This is a genomic window from Halobellus salinus (genome assembly GCF_014646875.1).
GTDB classification, from domain to species: Archaea; Halobacteriota; Halobacteria; order Halobacteriales; family Haloferacaceae; genus Haloquadratum; species Haloquadratum salinum.
Map to the genome: position 1 here is coordinate 371,161 of NZ_BMOC01000001.1, position 21,379 is coordinate 392,539.

At 61.5% G+C, this 21,379-nt stretch carries 18 protein-coding genes, 1 tRNA gene and 2 pseudogenes; 10 read left to right on the forward strand and 11 right to left on the reverse strand.

Annotated features, from left to right (window positions below):
- The first annotated feature begins 109 nt into the window (after positions 1 to 109).
- Positions 110 to 1,579 carry a heme-binding protein gene (locus tag IEX72_RS01835; RefSeq protein ID WP_188785670.1) on the forward strand — a complete coding sequence of 490 codons (1,470 nt, stop codon included), beginning with the start codon at positions 110 to 112 and terminating at the stop codon, positions 1,577 to 1,579.
- A gap of 28 nt (positions 1,580 to 1,607) precedes the next feature.
- On the opposite strand, the gene IEX72_RS01840 is transcribed toward IEX72_RS01835, so the two are convergent.
- From IEX72_RS01840 to IEX72_RS01875, 8 genes are all read right to left on the reverse strand, one after another.
- Complete coding sequence (locus IEX72_RS01840; RefSeq protein WP_188785671.1) at positions 1,608 to 1,772, reverse strand: hypothetical protein; 165 nt, start codon at positions 1,770 to 1,772, stop codon at positions 1,608 to 1,610.
- Between the two features lie 3 nt (positions 1,773 to 1,775).
- Positions 1,776 to 2,858, reverse strand: a complete 1,083-nt coding sequence (locus IEX72_RS01845) for an aldo/keto reductase (protein WP_188785672.1) — start codon at positions 2,856 to 2,858, stop codon at positions 1,776 to 1,778.
- Positions 2,859 to 3,090: 232 nt separating this feature from the next.
- Positions 3,091 to 4,482 (reverse strand): FAD-binding oxidoreductase, encoded by a 1,392-nt coding sequence (locus tag IEX72_RS01850; protein WP_188785673.1) that lies wholly within the window; start codon positions 4,480 to 4,482, stop codon positions 3,091 to 3,093.
- Between the two features lie 87 nt (positions 4,483 to 4,569).
- Complete coding sequence (locus tag IEX72_RS01855; RefSeq protein ID WP_188785674.1) at positions 4,570 to 4,998, reverse strand: universal stress protein; 429 nt, start codon at positions 4,996 to 4,998, stop codon at positions 4,570 to 4,572.
- Positions 4,999 to 5,122: 124 nt separating this feature from the next.
- On the reverse strand, positions 5,123 to 6,913 hold the full coding sequence (gene pepF / locus IEX72_RS01860; RefSeq protein ID WP_188785675.1) for an oligoendopeptidase F: 1,791 nt from the start codon (positions 6,911 to 6,913) through the stop codon (positions 5,123 to 5,125).
- Positions 6,914 to 6,971: 58 nt separating this feature from the next.
- The gene (locus IEX72_RS01865) at positions 6,972 to 7,400 is read right to left on the reverse strand and encodes a DUF7112 family protein (RefSeq protein WP_188785676.1); all 429 of its coding nucleotides are present in this window, start codon (positions 7,398 to 7,400) and stop codon (positions 6,972 to 6,974) included.
- A gap of 3 nt (positions 7,401 to 7,403) precedes the next feature.
- Complete coding sequence (locus tag IEX72_RS01870; RefSeq protein ID WP_188785677.1) at positions 7,404 to 7,877, reverse strand: 30S ribosomal protein S6e; 474 nt, start codon at positions 7,875 to 7,877, stop codon at positions 7,404 to 7,406.
- A gap of 154 nt (positions 7,878 to 8,031) precedes the next feature.
- Entirely contained in the window at positions 8,032 to 9,138 is a 1,107-nt protein-coding gene (locus IEX72_RS01875; RefSeq protein WP_188785678.1) for an aminopeptidase, read from the reverse strand.
- Positions 9,139 to 9,543: 405 nt separating this feature from the next.
- Between IEX72_RS01875 and IEX72_RS01880 the strand changes: the two genes are divergently transcribed.
- The 4 genes from IEX72_RS01880 (at position 9,544) to IEX72_RS01895 (ending at position 11,824) form a co-directional block, all read left to right on the forward strand.
- Positions 9,544 to 10,449, forward strand: coding sequence for a decarboxylating 6-phosphogluconate dehydrogenase (locus IEX72_RS01880; protein ID WP_188785679.1), 906 nt, complete (start codon positions 9,544 to 9,546; stop codon positions 10,447 to 10,449).
- Positions 10,450 to 10,516: 67 nt separating this feature from the next.
- Positions 10,517 to 11,104, forward strand: a complete 588-nt coding sequence (locus tag IEX72_RS15420) for a 2Fe-2S iron-sulfur cluster-binding protein (RefSeq protein ID WP_188785680.1) — start codon at positions 10,517 to 10,519, stop codon at positions 11,102 to 11,104.
- Between the two features lie 66 nt (positions 11,105 to 11,170).
- Positions 11,171 to 11,243: transfer RNA gene (locus IEX72_RS01890), tRNA-Arg, on the forward strand.
- 320 nt (positions 11,244 to 11,563) lie between these two features.
- Positions 11,564 to 11,824 carry a hypothetical protein gene (locus IEX72_RS01895; RefSeq protein ID WP_188785681.1) on the forward strand — a complete coding sequence of 87 codons (261 nt, stop codon included), beginning with the start codon at positions 11,564 to 11,566 and terminating at the stop codon, positions 11,822 to 11,824.
- A 920-nt stretch (positions 11,825 to 12,744) separates the two neighbouring features.
- Here IEX72_RS01895 and IEX72_RS01900 read toward each other — a convergent pair.
- A complete protein-coding gene (locus tag IEX72_RS01900; RefSeq protein ID WP_229663701.1) occupies positions 12,745 to 13,422 on the reverse strand; it encodes a hypothetical protein in 678 nt (225 codons plus the stop codon).
- A 365-nt stretch (positions 13,423 to 13,787) separates the two neighbouring features.
- On the opposite strand from IEX72_RS01900, the gene IEX72_RS01905 reads away from it, so the two are divergent.
- Both IEX72_RS01905 and IEX72_RS01910 read left to right on the forward strand, forming a co-directional pair.
- Positions 13,788 to 14,147 (forward strand): hypothetical protein, encoded by a 360-nt coding sequence (locus IEX72_RS01905; protein WP_188785682.1) that lies wholly within the window; start codon positions 13,788 to 13,790, stop codon positions 14,145 to 14,147.
- A 64-nt stretch (positions 14,148 to 14,211) separates the two neighbouring features.
- Positions 14,212 to 15,299 (forward strand): annotated as a pseudogene (locus tag IEX72_RS01910) (DEAD/DEAH box helicase); the annotation flags it as partial.
- A gap of 76 nt (positions 15,300 to 15,375) precedes the next feature.
- On the opposite strand, the gene IEX72_RS01915 reads toward IEX72_RS01910, so the two are convergent.
- Complete coding sequence (locus IEX72_RS01915) at positions 15,376 to 16,458, reverse strand: BspA family leucine-rich repeat surface protein (protein WP_188785683.1); 1,083 nt, start codon at positions 16,456 to 16,458, stop codon at positions 15,376 to 15,378.
- Positions 16,459 to 16,590: 132 nt separating this feature from the next.
- Between IEX72_RS01915 and IEX72_RS01920 the strand changes: the two are divergent.
- Both IEX72_RS01920 and IEX72_RS01925 read left to right on the forward strand, forming a co-directional pair.
- Positions 16,591 to 16,917 (forward strand): annotated as a pseudogene (locus IEX72_RS01920) (helicase-related protein); the annotation flags it as partial.
- The gene (locus IEX72_RS01925) at positions 16,904 to 18,256 is read left to right on the forward strand and encodes a DUF790 family protein (RefSeq protein ID WP_188785684.1); all 1,353 of its coding nucleotides are present in this window, start codon (positions 16,904 to 16,906) and stop codon (positions 18,254 to 18,256) included. The pseudogene IEX72_RS01920 and the gene IEX72_RS01925, both read left to right, overlap by 14 nt.
- Positions 18,257 to 18,697: 441 nt before the next feature.
- Here the strand turns inward: IEX72_RS01925 and IEX72_RS01930 are convergent, their stop codons facing one another.
- Positions 18,698 to 19,951, reverse strand: coding sequence for a Cdc6/Cdc18 family protein (locus IEX72_RS01930; RefSeq protein WP_188785685.1), 1,254 nt, complete (start codon positions 19,949 to 19,951; stop codon positions 18,698 to 18,700).
- 374 nt (positions 19,952 to 20,325) lie between these two features.
- Between IEX72_RS01930 and IEX72_RS01935 the strand changes: the two genes are divergently transcribed.
- A complete protein-coding gene (locus tag IEX72_RS01935) occupies positions 20,326 to 21,279 on the forward strand; it encodes a DUF4268 domain-containing protein (RefSeq protein WP_188785686.1) in 954 nt (317 codons plus the stop codon).
- Positions 21,280 to 21,379 lie beyond the last annotated feature (100 nt).

Here is a 21,379-nt window from a genome sequence, read left to right on the forward strand (position 1 = left end):
GTTGCCCCCCACGGCTGGGGTCGGGGGTGTCGGCGCCGCGCGGCTGTGAGCGAGTGACCCCCGGCACCGACTCGCAACGCCCATACCGATGGCGTACCAACCCCGCGGTATGACAGCGGCTCCACCGACCGACGAAGGCTGGTTCGTCCTCCACGACTTCCGAACCGTCGACTGGGACGCGTGGCGCGAGGCCCCCGACCACGAGCGTGAGCGCGCGGTCGACGAGGGGACGCAGTATCTCACGCGACACGAAGCCGTCGACGACGCCGGTGAGGGCGACTCGGGCGTGTTCTCGGTGCTCGGTCACAAGGCGGATCTGCTGGTGCTTCATTTCCGGCCCACCCTCGATCAGCTTTCGCGGGCCGAACGCCGGTTCGAGGGGACGGCGCTGTCGGCGTTCACCGACCGGGCGACGTCCTACGTGTCGGTCACGGAGATCTCCGGGTACAGTACACCGGAGTATTTCGAGGACCCCGAATCGGTCGACGAGGGGACGCGGCGGTACATGGAAGGGAAACTCACCCCAGAGGTCCCCGACGACGGGTACGTCTCGTTTTATCCGATGACAAAGCGCCGCGGCGAGACGCACAACTGGTACGACCTCGACCTCGAGGAACGTTCCGACCTGATGGCCAGCCACGCCGAAACCGGGAAGGGGTACGCCGGCCGGATCAACCAGGTGATCGCCTCGTCGGTCGGACTCGACGACCACGAGTGGGGCGTCACCCTCTTTTCGGACGACCCGACCGACATCAAAGACATCGTCTACGACATGCGCTTCGACGACGTCTCCTCGAAGTACAGCGACTTCGGGGAGTTCTACGTCGGCCGCCGGTTCCCGCCCGCGGACCTCGGTGCGTACCTGGCGGGCGAGGCGGTGCCGACGGGCGACAGCGAGGGCGGCGAGTCACACGCTCACGGAGGGGAAACGGACGCCCGCGGTGACACCGGCGACGAACACGGCCGCGGCGATGACAGTACGGGTGACGGTGACGACGACAGTATCCGCTCGGAACTCGCGGACCTCGACATCTACGCGGGCCAACCGCACGGCGAGGACGTCTACGCCACCGTGCTCTACTCGGAGGCAGACACCGACGACCTGTTCTCGGAGGTCGACGGCCTCCGCGGGAACTTCGACCACTACGACACCCACGAAAAGACCGCGGTTTACGAGGCCCGGGGCCGGGACCGCAACGCGGTCGTGAGCATCTGGGACACCGCCTCCGCGGCCGAGACCGCCGCAGGGTTCCTCTCGGAGCTCCCTGACGTTGTCTCCCGCGCGGGCGAGGAGTCGGGTTTCGGGACGATGGGGATGTTCTACACGGTCGACCCCGACTACCGCGAGGAGTTCCACGACACGTTCGACACCGTCGGTGAGGTCCTCGAGGGGATGGAGGGCCACCAGGACACCGACCTGCTCGTGAACGTCGAAGACGAAAACGATATGTTCATCTCCAGCCAGTGGGACGCCCGCGAGAACGCGATGGCGTTCTTCCGGTCCGAGGAGTTCGGAGAGACCGTCGAGTGGGGCCGGGACGTGCTGGCCGACCGGCCGCGACACGTGTTCCTGGCGTAGAATTCCGGATCGCCGCCCGCGATCGTCCTCACCGGGTACGGCGGTAGCCCGCGACGCCGACGATCCCAGCCAGAAGCGTCACCGTGTCCCACGGCGAGGCGTCGATCCCGCGGGCGTCGGCGTCGCGACGTACCCACGCCGCGAGCAGGAGGTGGACGAGCGCCGTCACCGCGAGAAATCGGGTCCGGTTCACGCGTCAGTCCGACGACGCGGAGTTCCGTGGCCCCGCAGTGGCGCGCTTGTCGATCCCCGCCGCGCGGATGTCGTCGCCGCCGACGGAGGATCGGAGTTCGTCCATTCCGTCGTCACGGTCGATCCCGAAGTTGTCGGCGTAGCGGTCGGCGACCCGCGTGAGTTCGTCGTCGGAGAGCTTCGGGACCTCGGAGGCCGCCGCCCACCGGGTGATGTCCTCCTTCGTGTGGAACGTCGGGGTGACGGTGGCGACCTCGTCGTGGCTGAGGAGGTACGCAATCGCGGCTTGGGCCATCGTGCGCTCTCCCCCTCGTTCGAGGAACCGCAGCGTCTCCAACTTCTCCCACCCGGTCTCGTACCACGCGTCGGGCCGGAACCCGCGGTGGTCGTCGAGATCGTGGCCGGTCTCGGGCGTCACCTGCTCGTTCAGGAGCCCCGAGGAGTGCGGCACCCGGGGGATCAGGCTGGTCGACGAGTCCGTCTCCCTGATGGTGTTGAGGAAGTGGTTGCCGACCTCCTGCTCGAAGAGGTTCCAGACCAGTTGCACCGAGTCGAACTCCTCACGGATGGCCATGTCACCCTCCGCGAGCCACCCGATCGACGGCCCGAGCGCCCACCCGATCGAGCGGACGAGCCCCTCCTCGCGGAGTTCGTCGAGCGCTTCGAGCACGTCGGCGTCGACCTCCTCGACGTTGGCGTTGTGAAGTTGGAGCACGTCGACGTGGTCCATCCCGAGGCGGTCGAGGCTCCGCTCGGTCGCCGTCCGGACCCACTCGCCGGTGATCTCTTTGGGGAGTTCGCCGTGGCCGGCCTGGGGGTTGTTGTAGAAGTCGTAGCCGATCTTCGTCGCGACCGTCACGTCCTCGCGTCGGTCGGCGAGCGCCTCGCCGAGCAGTTCCTCGCTGTCGCCGTGGCCGTAGACGTCGCCCGTGTCGAAGTAAGTGATCCCCTCATCGACCGCGTGGTGAAGCAGGTCGATCGCGTCCTCGCGGGTGCGGTCGCCCCACCAGTCGGTGCCGACCACCCACGCGCCGAACCCGACCTCGCTGACTTCGACGTCGGAATCGCCGAGTGTCCGGAAGTTCATACCTGAAGGTTAGTGGGCGCGCTATTCAGACTGTCGACTGTTCGGGGTGTGTCGCCGAGGGTCGGTCGGCGCCCCCGCCGAACGAGAGTTTATGTTCGAGGCCGGGACCACCCGGCCCGTGTAGTGAACTACCCCGCGCCGGGTAGCAGTTGTTCGGCACGTCGGCGCGGGCGAGGGCAGTGCCGACTGTTCGCCACCGATCCAGGACCGCGGTCGATCCCGAACCGACGAGTCACTCCCGCTCGTACGCGAACACCCCGTCGGGGTCGTACCGCTCGCGAACCGTCCGCAGCCGGTCGGCGCGCTCGGCGTACACGTCGTCGGCGTCCGGGGCCGCGCCGCCGGCGAAGTTCGGGAGCGTGCCCGGTAGCGACGCTCCCTTCCTGAGCGCCCGGCGGGTCTCCCGCGCCCACGCGACGTTCTCGGCCGTCGCCGTCGGGTCGTCCCACGCCGCCTCGACGTTGACGACGACCGACGCGTCGCGGCCGACGATCGGCCCCGCGTCGTCGCCGGCGCGTCCGACCGCCCCGTGCATCGGCCAGCACACGATCGTCGAGAGGTCGGAGGGGGCGCGCTCCGCCGCCGCCCGAACCTCGCGGATGGTGTCGTCGGTGAGGTCGGCGAGCGGGACGGCCGTCCAGTAGTACCGCCGTCCGTCGGGGAAATCGTCGTCCAGCATCGACTGGAGGTCGACGTACGACATCGTGTCGATCGTGGTCGCGAAGGCGTCGTCCCGGCGGACGACCGCCCCGAGTTCGTCGCGACCAGCCGCGGGTTCGCCGGTGTAGACCCCGGCGACGACGACCGCGAGGTCACCGTGACGGTCGTCGGGAAATTCTGGCGTCGGCGGAACCCGGGCGAAGTACGGGGAGACACACGCCTCGTCGGGCGCGGTCGCCTGGTACGTTCGGTACGCCCGGAGCACGTCGCCCGCACGGTCGGATGGCACCCACGACTCGGCGTAAACCACGTCGTGGTCGAGCGGGTGGAGGTCGAACTCGAACGCGGTCACGACCCCGGCGGTGCCGCCGCCGCGGGCCGCCCACAACAGGTCGTCGTTGCGCTCGGGGGTCGCCGTCACGCGCTCGCCGCGACCGGTGACGACGTCGACCGCCCGGAGGTTGTCGGCTGCGAAGCCGTGTTTCGGCGAGAGGTAGCCCGTCCCGCCGCCGAGCGTGAGCCCCGCCACGCCGGTGTCGGAGACCACACCGCCGGGCGTCGCCAGCCCGAACGACTGGGTGGCGCGGTCGACCAGTCCCCAGTCGGCGCCCGCGCCGACGCGGGCCGTCCGGGTGTCGGGGTCGACGCGCACCCACGCCAACCGGGAGCAGTCGACGACGAGGCTGCCGGAGACGACCGACGCCCCGGAGACGCTGTGGCCGCCGCTCCGGACTGCGACAGCGAGGTCGTGGTCCCGGGCGAACGACACCGCCGCAGCCACATCCTCGACAGTCCCGCAGTACGCGATCGCAACGGGATACTCGTTGACCATCCCGTTCCAGACACGGCGCGCGTCGGCGTACGCGTCGTCGTCGGGAGCCACGAGGTCGCCGGTGAGCCGGTCCGAGAGGGAGTCCAGCGGGAGCGACGCCGCGGTCGCCAGGGCCTCACGGTTCGGGTCCATACCAGTGGGTAACAGACACCTGGGATTACAGTTTGCGGCCGCCGGAGGAGGCCACAGCCGTCTCGATGGCGGGCGAGCGAACGACGCTCACCGGATGATGGTGACCGGCACGGTCGCCTTGTCGACGACGCTTTTGGCCACGCTGCCGACGACCTGTTCGCGTTCCGCCGAAAGCCCTCGGTGACCGAGGTAGATTGCGTCGGCGCCCGCTCGGTCGGCGTAGTCAGCGATCGCGTCCGATGGCCGCCCGGTCAGGAGTGTGGTGTCGGTCTCGAGGTCGTCGCGGTCGCCAACCGCGTCGGAGGCTCGCTGTCTGGCCCGGTTGAGCACCTGCTCGCCGATGTCGGTCGCCCGGTCGGCCCCCGGGAGGACGATCTCGCCGTCGATCAGTTCGGTCTCGGGCTCTACGACGTGGACGACCTCCAAGTCGGCCCCGAGTCCGGCCGCGTGTGTGGCGGCGTACGCGACGGCCTGGTCCGCTTCCGTGGAGCCGTCGACCGCAACGACATACTGCATACGCGTGTATTCGCACACCGGAGTATAAACCCGTCCGGCGGTTCCCGCCCGGCGGGAGTGGACCGGGGGAACTCCCGCCACAACAGACCTGGGGTCGGCGGAGAGATCCGACGCTGCCGACCGCCTACACCAGGTCCGCCATCCGCCCGAGGTAGTCGTCGTACACCCCGAGTGCGGACTCGATCGGCTCCGGCGACGTCATGTCGACACCGGCAGCGCGCAAGACGTCCATCGGATACTCCGACCCCCCCAGCGCGAGCGCGTCGCGGTACGCCGCCGCGGCGTCTGCGCCCTCGTCGAGGATCCGTTCGACGATCGCGACCGCCGCGGAGATGCCCGTGGCGTACTGGTAGACGTAGTAGTTGTAGTAGAAGTGCGGAATCCGCATCCACTCGCGGGCGATCCGGTCGTCGAGAACGGCCGGCTCGTAGAACTCGGTTTTCAGCTCCCGATACGCGTCGTCGAACCGGTCCGGCGTGAGCGCGCCGTCGTCCTCGGCGATCTCGTGGACCCGAAGCTCGAAGTCCGCGAACATCGTCTGGCGGTAGAGCGTCGACCGGAAGCGTTCGAGGTACTCGTCGAGGACGTGACGCCGGAGGGTGTCGTCCTCGACTGTCTCCAACAGGTGATGCGTGAGGAGCGTCTCGTTGACGGTCGACGCCACTTCCGCGACGAAGATGGTGTAGTCGGCGTACTGCCACGGCTGGGCGTCCTTCGCCAGCTCCGAGTGCAGCGAGTGGCCGAGTTCGTGCGCCAGCGTGAACATCGAGGAAATGTCGTCCTGGTAGTTCAGCAGGATAAACGGCTGGGTGTCGTAGGTCCCCGCCGAGAACGCGCCGGAGCGCTTCCCACGGTTCTCGTACACGTCGACCCAACGTGCATCCAGCCCGTTCCGAACCCGGTCTTGGTAGGCGTCGCCCAGGGGGGCGACCGCATCGACGACGTGTTCGGCAGCCTGCTCGTACGGGATGTCTGGGCTTTCGTCCCCAGTAATCGGAGTGTAGAGGTCCCACATCCGGAGGTCGTCGACGCCGAGCGCCTCACGCTTCAGGTCGGCGTGACGGTGGAGGGCGTCCAGGTTGTCGTGGACGGCGTCGAGGAGCGTGTCGTAGACCTCGGTCGGAACGTTGGGGCCGTCGAGGGCGGCTTCGCGGGCGGTGTCGTAGTTCCGCGCGCGGGCGTACTTCACGTCCTTCTTCACGCTGTTCTTCAGCGACGTCCCGACCGCGTTCCGAATGTCGGCCCACTCGTCGTAGTACGCCTCGTAGACCGTCCGGCGGAACTCCCGGTCGGGGTGTTTCTGGAGCTTCGTGAAGTTGCCCTGGGTGATCTCCACGGACTCGCCGTCCGGCCGTTCGACCGTGGGGAAGGTCAGGTCGGCGTTCGAGAGCATCCCGTAGATGTCGGACGCCGCGCCCGCAACCTCCCCGAGGTCGGCGAGTAACTCTTCGACCTCCGCCGACCGAGTGTGGGGTTTCGTCCGCAACACGTCGTCGAAGTAATGTGCGTAGTCGGCGAGCGCGGGTTCAGCGCCGACGAGGTGGTCGATGTCGTCGCGCGCGAGCGCTTGGAGTTCGGGATCAAGGAAGCTGGTGGCCGACCTCGCTGCCGACGACAGCGACTCCGTTTTGGCCTGCATCGCCTGATACTCCTGGTTTCGGGTGTCTTCGGCGCTCCGGAGGCTGGCGTAGCTCGACACCTTCGAAACCTCCCGGAAGATCGACTCGCGGAGGTCGAGAAACTCCAACAACGTATCAGGGCTCTCGGTCACGCGGCCCTCGTACTCGCGGAGGTCGTCGATGCGGTCGCTGACCGACTCATAGGCGACAGCCCACGCGTCGTCGTCCGCGTAGATACTGGTGAGGTCCCACGTGTCTTCAGCGGGGAGCTCGCTCCGTTCGGGCACCTGGCTCATACGTTGTGAATCCAGGCAGCGGAAGTAAGGCTTGCGTGGCGCGGAGACGCCGCGGGCGTCAATCTCGGAGCGACGCGGCGATGTCGTGGAGCGACTCGTCGGGGCGGGCGGGGACGTCGTAGACCACCCGGTCGCCGGGGTCGCGGAGGCCGTAACAGGAGCCGGGGTCGAGCTCGTCGAGTTCGACGGCGTCACCCGGACCGCGGTCGTGGGTGTCGCACCACTCGACGAACCGGTTGTCGCCCTCGCGGGGCGATCGAACCAGGCGTTGGTTGTCGTACGCGCCGCGGACTAAGGGGCCACTCGCGTCGGTGTCGACGCGGGCGTGGGTCGTGGTACCGTCGAGCAAGAGTCGGACGATGTCGCCCGCCTCGACAGCGGCGGCGTCGGGCAGTCGGAGACACGGCCGTCGAGTGCCCCCGCTGCGGGCGAGGTGCGCGCGGAGCGTCGTCACCGACGAGTGATCGCTCGGGACGCGCTCGGGCACGGATTACGCCTCGTCGCCTTCGTCAGCGTCAGCGGCGTCCGTCTCCTCACCGTCAGCGGCGTCCGTCTCCTCACCGTCGGCGGCGTCCGTCTCCTCACCGTCGGCGGCCTCGGCATCCTCGTCGTCGCCGAAGGTCCCGTCGATCATCTGTGCGTTGATCTGTGCGGTGGCCTCGGAGATCTGGCGGCCGCGGACCGTGACCCGCTTTCGCTCGCCGTCGCTGGAGGGGTGATATCCAACCCCACCCTCGAGGAGGAGTTCCTTCAGTTCCGGTCCCGCGACGTCGGCCCGCATCGGGCGGCCGGCCTCGTCGGAGCCGCCGGTGAGTTCGAGCGTGACGCCGTCGTGTCCGACCGCACCGCCGTCGACCTCGCTGCCGAGGTCACGGTTGAGAAAGCGGTTCGCGTCCTGTCCGTCGACCTCGAACTGCTCGGTGTGTCCGGTCTCGTCGGAGACGACGACCTGGAATTCAGCCATACGCCAATCGAGACGGCCGCGAATAAAAAGCACGTCGAAACCGTCCCCGGGCGAAGCGCGGGCGTGAGCGCACCTTCGGGGCGAGTCGAGCGCGATCACCCTGGAGTCCGGCACGGACGCGTCGGGGGTCCCGGTGGCGCGACCGGTCGTATGGTCACGCCGATCCGTCCGCGTCGAACCCTTCTTCCCACCGGAACCGGCCGTTCCGCTGGATCACGTCGCCGTCGATTTCGAGGCGTGAGTCGTCGCTCACGTCGGTGATGAGGTCGACGTGGACGGCGGAGTCGTTCCCGGATTCGCCCTCCGGGAGGCAGGCGTCGTACGCCCGCCCGACCGCGAGGTGGACGGTGTCACCCATCTTCTCGTCGAAGAGGATGTTGTCCGTGGCTCGATCGATCCCGCGGTTCATCCCGATTCCGAGTTCGCCGAGCCGGCGGGCGCCCTCGTCGGTGTCGAGGATGTCGGTGAGGGTTTCCTCGCCGACGTCGGCGGCGTGATCGACCACGCGTCCGTCCTCGAACCGGAGGATGACGTCGCGGACGCGGGAGCCGGAGATCGTCATCGGCACGTCGAAGTGGACCGTCCCTTCCGTGGCGTACGGCGCGGTGAAGACCTCCCCCGAGGGGAGGTTATGCGAGTCGTACGCCACCGACGCCGCGGAGTTGACCGCGGTCCGGCCCTCGATGGACATCGTGAGGTCGGTACGCTCGGTGACGAGTCTGAGTTCGCTGCCCGCATCGAGGGTCTCCTTCAACTGCTGCATCTCCCCGGCGAGCGCCCCCCAATCGCGGAGGACGGCGTCGTAGACGAAGTCCTGGTAGGCCTCGTAGGACATCCCCGCCTGCTGGGCGAGTGATCGAGTCGGGTGGACCGTCGACACCCAGTCGGTCGCGAGCCGGGCCTCGCGAACGGGATCGACCGCCCGCGCCGACGCCTGTCGGGTGTCGCCGTCGACGTCGGCGGTCGCGAAGGTGTTGCGCCCGCCGCCCAGCGAGAGGACGGCGTCAGCGTGTTCGTACAGAGCGAGTTCGTGTTCCGGCGTCTCGAAGTCGCCGTCGTGGCCCCGGAGGTACGCCCGGGAGACCTCGTCGGCGGCGTAGGCGGTGGCGATCGTCGCCCCCCGCTCGCCGAGTTGCTCGGCGACCGCGACCGCGAGGTCGTGGGCCCCTTCGGCGACGCGGACCACGACGTGGTCGCCCTGTTCGATCCGTGCGCTCCAGCCGACGAGCACCTCGGCGTGCTCGCGTACGCGTTCACCCATAACACGCAGGTTGAGTGGGTGGGGGAAGCGTGTTTCGACAGTGCGATTTGGGTGACAAAAGAGTCGTGAAACGTAGTACGGAGATGATCTCGGAAGCCCCCGCGCTCTCGACGTCGCCGGCGCGAAGCGCCGGCTACCAGAGAGACCTCCAGTCTCTCTCTGGCTGCGACTCGCTGCGCTCCTCGGCCTTCGGCCTGTGGTGCTTACTCGTCTCGCTGGTCGAGAGCGCGGCCCCTTCCAGTCCCGCCCGTGACGGTTCTTCGGCAGCAATCGCGTAACCAAATACGACCGTCTCGATGGGAAAACGTCGACCGGCCGTTGCTGGCGGCCAACCCACTACCAGCGAGCGACGCCGCCCACACCGAAACCACAATCACTACCTCCGCGCGCGTTGCAGTCGGCGGTATGCAACTGGGCGTCGTCGGACTCGGCCGGATGGGACAGATCGTCGTCGACCGCGTGCTCGCGGCGGGCCACGACGTGGTGGCGTTCGACCTCGACGTGGCGGCGGTCGCGACCGCGGCCGACGCGGGGGCGACGCCCGCCGAAGACCTCGACGATCTCGCAGGTCGGCTCGGCGACGACAAGCGGATCTGGCTGATGGTGCCCGCGGGCGAAGCCGTCGACGCGACGCTCGAGGAGCTCGACCCGCGCCTGGACGGTGACGACATCGTCGTCGACGGCGGCAACTCCCACTTCGAGGATTCGGTCCGGCGGGCGGAGTCGACCGACGCCGCCTACCTCGACTGCGGCACCTCCGGCGGCCCGGCGGGCGCGGAACTCGGCTTCTCGCTGATGGTGGGCGGCCCCGGGTGGGCGTACGACGCGATGACGCCGGTGTTCGACGGGGTGGCGACGGGGCCGGCCGGCCACGACCGGATGGGGCCGAGCGGGTCGGGCCACTACGTGAAGATGGTCCACAACGGCGTCGAATACGCGCTGATGCAGGCGTACGGCGAGGGGTTCGAGCTGTTGGCCGATGGCCGCTACGACCTCGATTTGGAGGCCGTCGCCCGGACCTGGAACAACGGCGCTGTCATCCGGTCGTGGCTGCTGGAACTCTGCGAGGAGGCGTTCCGCGAGGAGGGAAGCGAGTTGGGAGACGTCGCCGACCACGTCGCCGGCGGCTCCACCGGGACGTGGACGGTCCAGGAGGCGCTCGAACAGGAGGTTCCGGTGCCGCTGCTCTACCAGGCGCTGGCCGAGCGGTTCGGGTCGCGGGCGACCGACGGTGGGCCGGGGCGGTTCAGTCGGCGGCTGGCCAACCGGCTCCGGTACGGGTTCGGCCGCCACGAGGTTGCACGCCGGTGACACACGGCCGCGTCCCGGTGTCGCGCCAATCACAACCTCCTTAACCTCCGACTCCATACCCGCGAATATGGTGGAAATCAACCTCGTTGGGCTGAGCCTCGGGGTGACGCTGACGCTTCTGGCCGTGGGGCTACACTACGCCCGCGGCACCGGGTGGACTCCCACCGCAGATATCTCCCAAGAGGTGCTCGAACGGCGAGCGAGCGCCGTCCCCGAGACCGACTTCCCGGAGCCGATGAACCGGTCTATCGGCGGCGGTGCGGCCCCGGCGGCGGTCCCGGCCGGCGAGGGTGAAGAGGTCGAACTCGGCGACAGTGACGGGGACGAAGAAACAAGCCCCGCCGAGATCCCCGAAGACGAGGTGGAGTACTTCGAGGTCGAGTTCGAAAAGCAGGGCGAGACCATCGAGGTCGCCAACAACAAGCCGCTGCTCGACTCCGGCGAGGACGAGGGATTCGACCTCCCCTACGCCTGCCGGCAGGGCCAGTGTGTGTCGTGTGCCGGCCAGATCACCTCCGGCGGTAACTCCGAGGACTACGTGGTCCACGACGACCAACAGATGCTTGACGACGGCGAACTCGACAGTGGGTACACGCTGACGTGCGTTGCGTACCCGCGGTCGGACTTCACGATCGAAACGGGCGAGACGCCGTAGACCGGCTGTCCATCCGTCGGATCGGTTCATAACCGTTAAACGGGCGGCAGATGTATCACACGCCGAGGGCCCGTAGCTCAGTGGACAGAGTCCCTGGTTCCGGACCAGGATGTCGCGGGTTCAAATCCCGTCGGGTCCGCTATTCTATCGCGAACGAAGTGAGCGTAGAACAGCGACAGCCGCGGGATTTGAAGCAGGGAGCGAGCGGAGCGAGCGACCGGGGTTCAAATCCCGTCGGGTCCGTTCTCTTACGGTGCGGCGGAGAACCGCCGCACGGCTTGGGTGTACTTATAAATGAACCCGATCTGCTGGTCATAGAGTTCAATATGTACACGGTTGCGGGTCTACTCCGTATTGCGATTCTTGGATGCCAGAGTATTAAATCTGTAGCTAAGATTTCTTAGCTATTCTATCAAACAGTTGCCAGGAGCTTTATTTCCAACCCGTATAGATCTGCGTGTGAGCGAGCCAGATGCTGAAGATGACCAGAACCCAAGTGATGATGACGGGTCAGGTCAGGACGAAACGACGCACCGACACAGAAAAGCGAACAAACTGAAGCTATCGACTGGACATCTCACGGTCGAAGCCGAGTCGGTTAACGATTCAGTTTCGGACTTGGCTGATGTTTGTAGCAAGGAGATGGAATCTCTGATGCGCTATTATATTCGGGGTGAGATGGAGATGCTGGAGGAGGATGACCTTCACTCGATTATTTAGTAAAATGTTAGAAAAAAACTAAGCAGATTGGTGTCGAATCGCTAATTGAGAAAGTCTCCGACAGATTTGATTATGTTGCTGAGGTTTACATCGCTCATCTGCCGCAGCCTCAGAGGTAGGACGACTACACATCACAGTCCACACAGGCGAAGCCGATTCGTTCGAGGAGTATCTTGACCTCCCAACTGCTGACGAGGTGATGATTGACACGGGCGAAGCGCAACCGCTCTCGCTTCCATTCGATGTGATGGCTACCGTTGACGGACCTGGACATCTGCAAGGTAGCGACGGGACAACCGTGTATATGGCTGACAACGTGAAGGGCGCTGAGTCTCGTGAACTGGATGCTGGGCTGTCGATACTACGGCAGAAACTCGCTGGGGTATGCCCATCCTGTGGTGACGAGATCGAATCAGTCGATGACCACTACAGGGAGAGTCGCACGTGTCGAGAAGCAGAGCGAGTGTGAAGAGACTGAGTTCGAGTACTACCAATCGTCAGCTCTGAGTTGAGAGTGCAGTTGTTGGACTGCGTTGAACCGTATAACTCCCGTCGCATCATCGTAGTTCGGTCGTTCGCTTCAGCACGTCGGGAGGCGTCTTCCAGCAGTTCTGCGACCTCCTCGTCAAGAGCCTCATCAAGTGATAACCCACTCCCCCGCCGACTACGGCTTTAACCAACAGCACCAATACACAGTGACAGTATGTTGGTTAAGACATGTCTGCTGATACGATACCGTTAGGAGCGAAGCGGTATGGGCACGCTTGGAGTTGAACCAAGGGCTTTCTGCCCTGTTGAATAGCGGTGCTTGGAGAGGAAGGCAGAAATTGAGTTGGTGTGTGAGCGGTTGAGGGTCGCAGCCTCAAAATCCGTACCACTCCGCCATCCCTCAAAGGATGTTATTCAACATAGCACTAATCTCACAGAGTTAGGTCAGAAACCACCCAGTCGCTGGGCAGGTCGTCGTCAATTCCGTGTTCTGCGACGAGCTGTCGAATCCGTTGTTCTACGTCGTCATCCAGTATAAATTCGTAATCCAACTCCTCCTGCCACTCCCAGTAGCGTGGAATCGTTGGGTCAAAATCGCTGACTGCTCCCGCAGGAGCATCCAGCAGGTATCGGGTGTCTGAGACCTCTCGATGTGGACGAGAAATGGTTTCTTGAATCGAGTCGTTATGTACAATTCGTTCCAGTAAGTCGATAGCTAAGTGCTGGTCAGCGTAGAACGTATGTTCAAGCATCGGGTTCGTAACGAAAATGTCCGTTAAGACGTGGTCAAGGATGTCGTCCGCAACTGAATGGTCAGGATGTCCGATACCCCAGCCGTATGGATGGAGTCCCTCATTGATGAAGTCGTATCCGTCTCCCCCGACTCGGTCAAGGATCGAACTGTAGAACTCTAATATCGGAACGGGGACAGCTTCAATGCCGTCTGATACTCGGGTACGGATGAGATAGCGGCTGGAGACATTCTGGAGGATTGAGGTCACGTGCGGGAAGTCGTCGGCTGTCTCTGGATGGTATGCGTCAAGGAACTCCCCAAGGAACGCAAACCCCTCCGTCTGTGTTGCGTCGTCAAGTGCCGTAATGAGTTCCACTCGATACGCTCTGGAGATGCTCCGATAGCGGTCGGAGTTCCCTAATTCGTGTGCTGACGCCAACTGCGTCTCGTACGTCGCCACTGCCTGATGAAGGGCAGTTGAGTCTCCATTGTGTATGGTCACCAATAGATCGTCCAGCTCTCCGACTTGTTCCTCATCAGAACGTTCTGTAGTGTGTTGCTGCTTTCTCTCGTTGGACTGGGTTAAACTACTGCCCTCCAAACTCCCGTCTGCGGAACAGTCATGAAGACGGAGTCGAGAAAGTGTCTCAAACTCTTCTCCACAGTCGTCGCACTTGTGACTCATTACCCGTCTTTACCACAACCGTGGGCGTAATATTTGTGAAACGACGACGATAGCCTATGAGCGATACGTATGCTCTCAGCATCCGGATCGAGTCGTACGAATTCAGCGGTGAATTCTATCTTCTCGGCGACGGACACGGCACGGGTGAGGAGGTACTCAAGCACATCGCAACCGACCACATCTTGGCGATGAAGCAACGTCCACACGTCGCTGAGTACCTTCTTGAAACACTTCAAGAGGGGAAAACGGTGAGCAAATCCGAGTACGAGCAGGCAGACCCCACCGTTTCCTGTGGACTCCACTTCGATGTTGATTATCAACAGTTTCGGTTCTGGGCTGGGGATGAGACCGTGGAGATTGGACGCCAACCGACTAAGAGTGAACTTCGCTCAATGGCTAACGACCTCTCAACGTAGTTGTTCCTTGTTGATCTGCCTGCCCCAGCAAGGACAAGTACCCTACTCGCACAGACAGGATTGAATGCGTCTCGCCTTCGATGACGGTACGCTTCTCCTTGAAAACGCTCCTGACACTGTGCCGTATGCCGAATGGGACGACCGTGTTGACGAGTATCGGGCACAGGCACAGTACTATCGTGATATTCGAGAGTGGGCAACTGAGCCCGATGGACAACCTACCCTCGAAGAATCAACAGCTACTGTGGCTGAGTTCAAGAACGACGCTCGCTCTTATTCCAAGTTTCACCTCACGCCGTCCGTTGCTATCGAGCCACGAGATTACCAGCAAGACGCTCTCTCGGCGTGGCAGGATAGCGACCGTCAGGGAAGCGTTGTCCTCCCGACAGGGAGTGGAAAGACCTTCCTCGCCGTTCAAGCGATTGCTGATGCGGGTGTAAGCACACTCGTTGTCGTGCCGACTATCGACCTGATGAACCAGTGGCACGCTACGCTCACGAACGCATTCGGCGATCAACTCCCTGATGGGGTTGGTGTTCTCGGCGGTGGAAGCCACAGCGTGGCGAACATCACGGTCACAACCTATGATTCCGCCTACCGCTACATCAACGAGTACGGCGACAAGTTCGGACTCCTTGTTGTCGACGAGGTACACCATCTGCCAGCTCCGACCTACCAGCAGATTCCTGAAATGACGATTGCCCCGTATCGACTCGGACTCACAGCCACCTACGAGCGTGCTGACGGCAAACACGAGGAGTTGGAAGACCTACTCGGAACGGTCGTCTATCGAGAAGAGGTTGATGAGCTTGCTGGCGAGTACCTCAGCGAGTACGAAACCATCCACCTCGGGGTGAGCTAACAGAAGACGAGCGGGAACAGTACGATGAAGAGTACGGGATTTACCGTGACTACGTGGACAGTCAGGAGTTCGACCTCTGGAAGGAACGTGGGTATCAGGAATTTCTCAAACGAACCTCATACGACCCACAGGGGCGGCGGGCGCTCATCGCCAAACAACGAGCGGAGACCATCGCTCGTACTGCCGACAAGAAGCTCGACACGCTCGACAACCTGCTGAAACGACACCACGACGACCGTACCATCATCTTCACCGCCAACAACGAGTTTGCATACGACATCTCTCAGGAAGGCTCTTACCGAAGATAGCGAAACAGTCCTCTCTGGATTCTGTTAAGACATGCTGTGCAAGATACACGGCGCTTATTCAGCACGGCTCGCCCCAGTTTGGCTGTTTCGCATCTTCGCCCTCGAATCCTGCCAACTTATCGAAATCGCCCGGCATGGAACTAATCTGCTCAACACACCACCCGCTGATATCCTGATTAAACGACCCAGCCATAAGGAACATCATCAACATATCTGTGACGCTGCTGGTGTCCCACTCCCCGATATCCTGATTAAACGACCCAGCCTCAGCGAACATCCCAAACATGTTTGTGACGCTGCTGGTGTCCCACTCCCCGATATCCTGATTAAACGACTCAGCCATAAGGAACATCCTCTTCATATTTGTGACGCTGCTGGTGTCCCACCCGCCGATATCCTGATTAAACAACCCAGCCTCAGCGAACATCTTATTCATACTTGTGACGCTGCTGGTGTCCCACCCGCCGATATCCTGATTAAACGACCCAGCATCCCTGAACATCGCCAACATAGTTGTGACGCTGCTGGTGTCCCACCCGCCGATATCCTGATTAAACGACTCAGCCCCGGCGAACATATACAACATACTTGTGACGCTGCTGGTGTCCCACCCACCGATATCCTGATTAAACGATCCAGCATCCCTGAACATCGTCCGCATAGTTGTGACGCTGCTGGTGTCCCACCCGCCGATGTCCTGATTAAACGACTCAGCACGGAAGAACATCCCCCGCATAGTTGTGACGCTGCTGGTGTCCCACCCGCCGATGTCCTGATTAAACGACCCAGCCCCGGCGAACATCCCCAACATATCTGTGACGCTGCTGGTGTCCGCATTTGTTAGGTCAAATTCGCTCACGGCTGTCCCAACTTGGTCCTCGGTGAATGAACTCTCGCCAAAATTATGTTCTGAAAGTTCGCCATCCCCGAATAACTCGCTGCTATCCGGGGGAAGCACCACACTCACTTCCTCTTCAGCAGTCTCTGTTCCTTCAGCAGTATCCGTCTCTTCAGCAGTATCCGTCTCTTCAGCAGTATCCGTCTCTTCAGCAGTATCCGTCTCTTCAGATGCACCGCACCCGGCAGTTCCAACTGCGCTTAACGCAGCGATTCCTGTAATGAACTGACGCCTATCTGGCATAATGGGAAATTCATCTAAAGAGCAAAAGAATTAATGATAAGTCATACTGGTGTACACTTCTATATCTTGCATGCCAGCTAGTAGCAATATCAGCAGCCTGTCTGTTGTTTCACCAGATTAGGCAAGAGCCCTCAGGAATTCATCGTCCCGTGTATCACACACCAGACCGAGACTGACGAACGAACGGAAATTCTGGAGCGGTTTCGGACGGGAGAGTACTCGATGCTCGCCACCTCACAGGTGCTTGATGAGGGAATTGACGTGCCTGCGGCGAATGTCGGGATTATCCTCTCAGGGAGTGCGTCGAAACGGCAGTACGCACAACGGTTGGGGCGGATTCTCCGTCCGACAGATGACAAACAGCCAGCCCGACTGTACGAGATTATCGCCGAGGACACGATGGAGACCTACGTTTCCGAACAGCGTCGGCAGGGAGTGACTTCAGATGCTAACAGCTGACCTCGCACGCTCACGCACGCACGAAGACAGCATTACCCCGTTGCTCATTGAAACTGACGAGCAACAGTATCGAGAGACGGCTGCGGAACTCATCCAGATTTTCGAGGAGCATCTTGGCGAACCGAAAGGAGAATTGGAAGATACGATTGATCAGCTTACTGTTGCGGATACCGACTACAAAATCGTCCAAGGGCTGGCGAAACTACTGAAAGACGAGTGTGAGTTCGAGACGGTTGCTCCAGTTGACCCACGGGAGATTCGACAGGAGCTTTTCGAGGTTGCAAACAGGAATCACCCGATTGTCCGCCAACCGACGCTCGGTGAGGATACTCAGTCCGTGTGGGTATACAGTACCGTTGCTGACCGACTGGGGATCTCGCTCGGAGAGTGCTATCGGGGAATGTATGCGGACTTAGAGGAAAACAAGCAACTCGTCCGCTTCGGACACCGTGTTTCCGATGGATATGAGAAGGTAGATGAGTCATCCACTACGACACGGTTAACCGGGGATAGTGAGGAGTCCTATGCCGAGGATGCCATCACAGTCGATTGGCTTCTCACTCGATACAATCTGGCTCTGGCACAGGCGGTACTCTATAATGCAACTGAGATGCGAATACGGGTCTGGGACTCATTTGCGACCGTCTTCAGTTATGTCAAGCTATTCGGCTTGATGCACCGCATCTATCCGATTGACAACGACGGCAATCGTGTCTCCAGTACGGACGTTGCTGACGGATATGAGGCGATTCTGGACGGAGCAGCATCTCTCTTCTCGAAATCACGGAAGTATGGGATCCGAATGGCGAACTTTCTGCCAGCCCTCCCGTTGTGCGACCGCTGGGAGATGGAAGCAGATATTCTTGATGATGAAGGTGGTTCACCCAATCGGACGCTCTCGTTTGAGCTTGACTACACGGAGGGATTGTCCTCGCACTACTCAGCACAGGGTGAGTTTGACTCGGACGTGGAACAGACGCTTGCCCAGAAGTGGGAACGAGCGAATACCGATTGGCAACTCCTCCGAGAGGACGACGTGCTGGACTTGGGTGCAGAGGTAATGCTCCCCGATTTCGCTATCGAACACCCAGAGGGGCAACGGGTACTATTCGAGATTGTCGGCTTCTGGACGCCTGAGTATCTTGATGAGAAGCTGACCAAGATACGAGAGGCGAATCGTGACAACCTCATCGTTGCCGTCTCCGAACGACTGGACTGCTCGTCAGAAGACTTCAGCGGGATCGACGACCGTGTGCTATGGTTCAAATCTGGGATTCACGTCTACGATGTCGTTGAGTTGGCTGAGGAATACGCTATCGAGGTTTCGCCGACTCAGTAGTTTCATTCCCGAGTATCACTTTCACCGTGCTTCCCTGAGAGGTTTAAGCACGGAGTGCGAATGGCTACGTGGAGCTTGGAAGACTGTCACACGTTCCAAGTTCCTCCCCCTATGTCAGACACGGCGTCGTGCTCGGTGTATCGCCGGCGCTCCGCGCCGGCTTCCAGCAGGACCTCCGGTCCCGCCCGACTCGCGTGACTCCCGTCGGGTCCGTCTTCTCACGCCCTGAACCGCAGTCGCGGTACAGCGTAGGATTCCTGTTAAACAGTGCTTCTGGAGCCTCACAGAGTCCATTCCATGACGGAGTTGGGAGTGCAGCACGTCGCCGCCATCTGGTGATTGCACGATTGGGAAGTGCCGGCAATGTTTCGACCTCAGGATCTGAGGTACTCGCCTTCGGAGAATTCATTTTGCGAGCGTTCGATTGTTCAGGGGGGTGTATCATACCCGTTCTCGGAGAACCGTTGCTACATCTCCAAGGCGCTCGGATTTCTTCGGGAGGTTTTCGAGTACCGTATCGAGTTCGACTGCGAGCGAGTACTGGTTCTCGTCGCCTCGACCCCTACCCTGCCGCTTGTTGAGCACGTTCGTATCAGCGAGGTCGTTGAGACGGTCACGGAACCGACGATTCGAGAGGACGTTTACATCCACATACTCACAGAAAGTCTTGTACTGAGTGTAGATCGGTGTCGTCGTAGCTGGGGTATCGTCGTGTACCTGGTGATACGTGACCGCCATCAGCGCGAGCATCCGCTGGTTTGGGAGGGTTTGAATCCCCGATTCGATAGCCTTCGTTTCGAGGAAGTCCCGGGCTTCGCGTACGTGCGCTTCAGCGACCGTTGTTTCTCCCCGATCGTCGGCGAACCGGGTCGCACGGAACAGCAGCCGGATGGCTTCGCGGGCATCCCCTGTGTCCTGTGCGCCCAACGCAGCGGCAAGCGGGATCGTGTCGTCACTCAGGATCTCGCTTCGGAGATGCTGGTAGTCTTCGACGTCGTCTTCAAAATACGTGTCCCGGAGGGCACCGACGGCACGCCGTGCGAGGATGTCGCGGAGTTGATTGGCATCGTACGGCTCAAAGCGGACCTCATCCTCGCCGAGACTTGACCGGACATCGGCATCAAGATTCTCCCGGAATTGGAGGTCGTTCGTGATCCCGATCAACGAGAGACGGACACCGTCCGGATTCGACCGCGGGAGTTCATAGAGGATATAGTCGTCGTTGCCGATAGCATCAATCTCGTCAAGGACGACAATAACCGTCCCACCGACCTTCTCTAAGTTTTCGATCACCATATTGAGCAGAGTCTTCCGTTGGTGACCGCTCGGGAGTTCCTCACCGGGGCCAAGCCGCGTCTCACGGAGTCGCTTGACGAGATGCGTCAGGACGTGATAGGAGCCATCCATACCCTTACAGCGGATGTGAACGACTGTGAGGTCCATATCGGAGTCGTCGGCGTACTCCTGCAGTTGGTTTGTCTTGAGACGAATCCCGACGGTCTTCCCCTGACCGGATTGGCCATACACGATTAGGTTGAGTGGTGTCGATCCCATCGTCGCCGGACGGAGAGCAGAGTGGATCTGGTCAAGTTCGACCTCGCGTTCCGGCAGCGACTCGGGCTGGTACGTTTGCTCGTTAGGATTGAGGATGTCCATATCCTCAAAGATCGTGTCTTCGTCGCCGAACGCCTTCATACGCTCTCGGTTTTACATGTTTGTGTATAAAACCCCCGTGTCCTACATATCTTCTTGTCTGACAGGCGGGATAGCGTCCAGAATTTCGTCGTTAGCAATTTTGAGCCAATACCATACATTAGCTGTAGGACAGGGACGGAGGGGGGTGCGTCCAGCAACTCACTGGGGAACCAGACGTAAACTGAAGTACGTAACAACGAGGTACAGAGGGCACGAGGTCGGATCGTCGCGACCGATGGAACAACGATCGTATTCGTTGTCTGTAGGTCAATCCTCCTGGGGAGGGGGGTACGTCCGGCAACGGCCCTCAACGATCATACTCAGGGAACCCACAGTCCACGACGTTTTATCCAGACTCCCTCGAAAGCGTGTCTATGGACTGGAACGTTTCGCGAATCCGGGAGCATAACCTCCGTTCGGTGTGGGAAAACGAGGAGCGGGACTTCACGAGGTGGTTGACAGAGAACATCGGCCTGTTAGCGTCGGAGTTGGGAATAGAGATTGAGGATACACGGGCAGAGGAAGCCGTTGGCGACTTCTCGGCTGATATCGTTGCACGGGAAATGAACACGGGTGAGACCGTCGTTATCGAGAATCAATACGGCAAGACTGACCACGATCACCTGGGAAAACTCCTGACGTACTCGTCCGGAAAGAATGCCGGATTCACGATGTGGCTTGCCGAGGAGTTCCGACCGGAGCATCGGAGCGTGCTCGAATGGCTGAACGAAACTGGGCCAAAAGGAGTGAAGTTCTTCGCGATCAAACCTCGCGTCGTGAGCATCGAGGGATCCGAAGAGCGTGGTTTCGAGTTCGAAGTCGTCGTTGAGCCCAACGAATGGGAACGAGGGGTTAGTGACGGATCCTTTACCGACACCGAGCAAAGCTACCGGCAGTTCTTTGTCGAGATGGTCGACGCATACTCACAGAGGCGTCCTAACTGGTACAAACTCAAGCCAGGGCCTCGAAATTATCTGACGTTCAGTGCTGGAATTTCAGGGGTTAGATTCGGGTGGGTATTTCATCAGGGGCCGGAATTTTCTGTCGAACTCTATATTTCAACGTCGAATAAGGAACGTAACGAGGAGGTATTTGAGGCATTAAAACGAGAACAGACGCGGATTGAGGAGAATTTAGGCGTTGAGTTGGAGTGGGAGCGTTTGCCTCAGAAACAAGCCTGCCGAATCAAGCGGCCGGAAGAGATCAACGGGACAATCACCGAACTAACAGCCGACCAGCGAGAGTACCTAGTCGAGTGGGGAGTGAACGCTATGGATGAATTCCAGGAAGACTTCGAGCCGCGTCTTTCTGCGCTTGGCTCCAACTGACTGCTGAACGATTACATCGGCGCATCGAATTCACTACGTGGGTGACTTACATCCTATCCGTCTTGTCGGACGCACCCCCCTCCCCCTCCACGCCCACTTT

Bases quoted from the DNA above. Each gene is read 5' to 3' on its own strand.
- IEX72_RS01835 (WP_188785670.1), top strand. From the start codon at position 110: ATGACAGCGGCTCCACCGACCGACGAAGGCTGGTTCGTCCTCCACGAC.
- IEX72_RS01845 (WP_188785672.1), bottom strand. From the start codon at position 2,858: ATGAACTTCCGGACACTCGGCGATTCCGACGTCGAAGTCAGCGAGGTC.
- IEX72_RS01850 (WP_188785673.1), bottom strand. From the start codon at position 4,482: ATGGACCCGAACCGTGAGGCCCTGGCGACCGCGGCGTCGCTCCCGCTG.
- IEX72_RS01855 (WP_188785674.1), bottom strand. From the start codon at position 4,998: ATGCAGTATGTCGTTGCGGTCGACGGCTCCACGGAAGCGGACCAGGCC.
- pepF (WP_188785675.1), bottom strand. From the start codon at position 6,913: ATGAGCCAGGTGCCCGAACGGAGCGAGCTCCCCGCTGAAGACACGTGG.
- IEX72_RS01870 (WP_188785677.1), bottom strand. From the start codon at position 7,877: ATGGCTGAATTCCAGGTCGTCGTCTCCGACGAGACCGGACACACCGAG.
- IEX72_RS01875 (WP_188785678.1), bottom strand. From the start codon at position 9,138: ATGGGTGAACGCGTACGCGAGCACGCCGAGGTGCTCGTCGGCTGGAGC.
- IEX72_RS01880 (WP_188785679.1), top strand. From the start codon at position 9,544: ATGCAACTGGGCGTCGTCGGACTCGGCCGGATGGGACAGATCGTCGTC.
- IEX72_RS15420 (WP_188785680.1), top strand. From the start codon at position 10,517: ATGGTGGAAATCAACCTCGTTGGGCTGAGCCTCGGGGTGACGCTGACG.
- IEX72_RS01905 (WP_188785682.1), top strand. From the start codon at position 13,788: ATGAGCGATACGTATGCTCTCAGCATCCGGATCGAGTCGTACGAATTC.
- IEX72_RS01915 (WP_188785683.1), bottom strand. From the start codon at position 16,458: ATGCCAGATAGGCGTCAGTTCATTACAGGAATCGCTGCGTTAAGCGCA.
- IEX72_RS01925 (WP_188785684.1), top strand. From the start codon at position 16,904: ATGCTAACAGCTGACCTCGCACGCTCACGCACGCACGAAGACAGCATT.
- IEX72_RS01930 (WP_188785685.1), bottom strand. From the start codon at position 19,951: ATGAAGGCGTTCGGCGACGAAGACACGATCTTTGAGGATATGGACATC.
- IEX72_RS01935 (WP_188785686.1), top strand. From the start codon at position 20,326: ATGGACTGGAACGTTTCGCGAATCCGGGAGCATAACCTCCGTTCGGTG.